Source organism: Arthrobacter agilis (genome assembly GCF_002953615.1).
Lineage (GTDB): Bacteria > Actinomycetota > Actinomycetes > Actinomycetales > Micrococcaceae > Arthrobacter_D > Arthrobacter_D agilis_B.
The window spans coordinates 3,450,357-3,452,674 of the sequence record NZ_CP024915.1; the positions used below are offsets into that span (position 1 = coordinate 3,450,357).

Sequence of the window (2,318 nt, forward strand, 5' to 3'; positions counted from 1 at the left end):
GCTCAACCGCCGCCGTCAACGGCGCGGCCCGCACGGCAACCGAGTAATTTCAGTAGCGAAACACGATGGACAATCGGCTTACGTGCACTCCAGGGGAAGACCCGGCCGATGACGATGTCGCGGTCGCAATCGCCTGCGTAGTCAAGCGCGTCTACGAGCGTTCGCGTGATGTTCGACCGAATCGTCGAGGGTGGCGATTCGGGCGCTTGCTGTTCGGAAAAGGTCGGCTTGCCCCTGAAGCTTCCGCACGAGTGGGCCGATAGCTGTTGCCTCGAAGTGCTTGGTCTCGAGCGCGAGCGTGGTGGATGCGTCGAGTTGGCGTGCACCGATCATGGCTGCGCTGGCTCTCAGGCTGTGAAGGGACCTCAGACTCTCGTCGAAGCTCTCCGCCTTGAGCGCTTGCTCGATAGCGTTCATGCGGTCGTCAAGCATCTCCGTGAAGTCGCGAAGGAAATTAAGGGCGATGACTCGGGAGTCCAGATCATCGATGAGCCGGTCGAAGACCGCCACATCGAACACCGCAATCACAGATTCCCGCAAACTTGATACCGATTCATCCCGCAAGCGGAGGTCATGCGGTTCATGACGGGATTCCCAGAACCAGCGGACGATGAACGCGGGCTAGTGTCCACCATTTCCGGCTTCGAGGTACTGCTGCACGGCCGTTTCCGGCACCCGGTATGAGCGGCCGAACCGGATACCATGCAGGGCCCCGGATTGCACCAGGCGGTACACCGTCATCTTCGACACCCGCATCTGGGTGGCTATTTCCGCAACGGTCAGGAGGTTCATCGTTGTTGAATCCACTTGTGCCATAGCTACATCTGCTCCCTGAGACTCTTTTCATCACTTCTGCAACAGGCTTAACACTGGTTGCTTCGTCGTCACTTCCGCACGAGTAGTGACTACCTGTTTCCATGGGACACGCAACCGGTGATCAGTGGCGCAGCCTCCCTCTCTCCCATCAAGGGCACATGAAAACCGGTGATGAGCCCCGCGACGGGTGTCGTTCGCTTCGGTGGTGGAGCAACCGATGGTTAGCCCTGATTGCCGTGCAGGGCGGTCTTGTAGGCGGTGATTTTGTGCTCGAGTGCTCTGAGGTGGCGAGTTGTCTCGGCGAGGCGTTCTAGAACCACGGCGTGGTGCTGTTCGAGGAGGCTGAGCCGTTCCTCATCGTTGGCACCGGCCCGGTAGGCGGCCGCGTACTCCTTCATTTCCTGCACGTTCATGCCGGTGCCACGGAGCATGATTACCCCGGCAAGCCAAGACATGGCTGCCTGGTCATACAATCGCCACCCGTTGGAGCTACGACCAGGTGCGGGGGCGATGCCTTCCTTTTCGTAGTAACGGATTGTGTCAACCGAGATTCCCAGGATCTCCGCGGCAGCACGAATCGTCAGGGGCTCATGGGTGTCTTCACGATTGTCAGCACCGGTAATAGTCCTGAGCTCTGTCCTGGCCCGTGTCCTCGCGTCAGTGGTGACGCTATAGCGACGGGCTGCGGTCGTGGTGTTGGCATGTGCTGCGGAGATGGGAGGCATGCACCACATTTGACATGGTGTGCACACCAGGGTCAAGTCTGGGTCCCAGCTGAACCCTTCGGCTCATGGACGCAAAGGACACATCATGAAGACCACCGCACTGGGCTCGCAGGGCCTCACGACATCAGCACTGGGTCTGGGCTGCATGGGCATGAGCGCCTTCTATGGAGGCGCGACCCTCGAGGGCTCCGTCGAGACCATCCGCCGTGCGCTGGACCTCGGCGTGACCTTGTTTGATACCGCCGAAGCTTACGGGCCCTTCACCAATGAGCAGCTCCTCGGCCGAGCGCTGGGGTCCGACCGTGACCGGGTCACGATCGCCACGAAGTTCGCGATCGAGTTCGACGACGACGGCACCCCGCACGGACCGAACGGGTCCCCCGCCTACGCCCGCCGCGCCCTGGACCGGTCTCTTCGCCACCTCGGCGTCGATCACATCGACCTCTGGTACCTGCACCGCGTGGACCCCAACACCCCGATCGAAGAGACCGTTGGGGCGATGGGTGAAGCCGTAACCTCGGGCAAGGTCCGCTATATCGGCGTCTCCGAAACATCGGCTGCAACCCTGCGACGGGCACACGCGACGTTCCCCATCACCGCAATTCAGTCCGAGTACAGCCTGTTCGAACGCGACGCTGAACATAACGGTGTGCTGGACACCGCCCGTGAGCTCGGTATCGGATTCGTCCCGTTCTCCCCGCTCGGACGGGGATTCCTCGGCGGCACCCTGACTCGGAAGGAAGACCTCCCCGAATCGGCGTGATCGGCTTCGTGGGC

The 2,318-nt window shown here is 61.3% G+C and carries 4 protein-coding genes; 1 reads left to right on the top strand and 3 read right to left on the bottom strand.

What is annotated here, in order from left to right; all coding sequences use genetic code 11:
* Positions 1–141: 141 nt before the first annotated feature.
* From CVO76_RS17010 to CVO76_RS17020, 3 genes are all read right to left on the bottom strand, one after another.
* On the bottom strand, positions 142–528 hold the full coding sequence (locus CVO76_RS17010) for an Hpt domain-containing protein (RefSeq protein WP_208740232.1): 387 nt from the start codon (positions 526–528) through the stop codon (positions 142–144).
* Positions 529–621: 93 nt separating this feature from the next.
* Positions 622–792 carry a helix-turn-helix domain-containing protein gene (locus CVO76_RS17015; protein WP_347876214.1) on the bottom strand — a complete coding sequence of 57 codons (171 nt, stop codon included), beginning with the start codon at positions 790–792 and terminating at the stop codon, positions 622–624.
* Between the two features lie 245 nt (positions 793–1,037).
* Complete coding sequence (locus CVO76_RS17020; protein ID WP_208740234.1) at positions 1,038–1,541, bottom strand: MerR family transcriptional regulator; 504 nt, start codon at positions 1,539–1,541, stop codon at positions 1,038–1,040.
* 85 nt (positions 1,542–1,626) lie between these two features.
* Between CVO76_RS17020 and CVO76_RS17025 the strand changes: the two genes are divergently transcribed.
* Positions 1,627–2,304, top strand: a complete 678-nt coding sequence (locus tag CVO76_RS17025) for an aldo/keto reductase (RefSeq protein ID WP_347876215.1) — start codon at positions 1,627–1,629, stop codon at positions 2,302–2,304.
* Positions 2,305–2,318 lie beyond the last annotated feature (14 nt).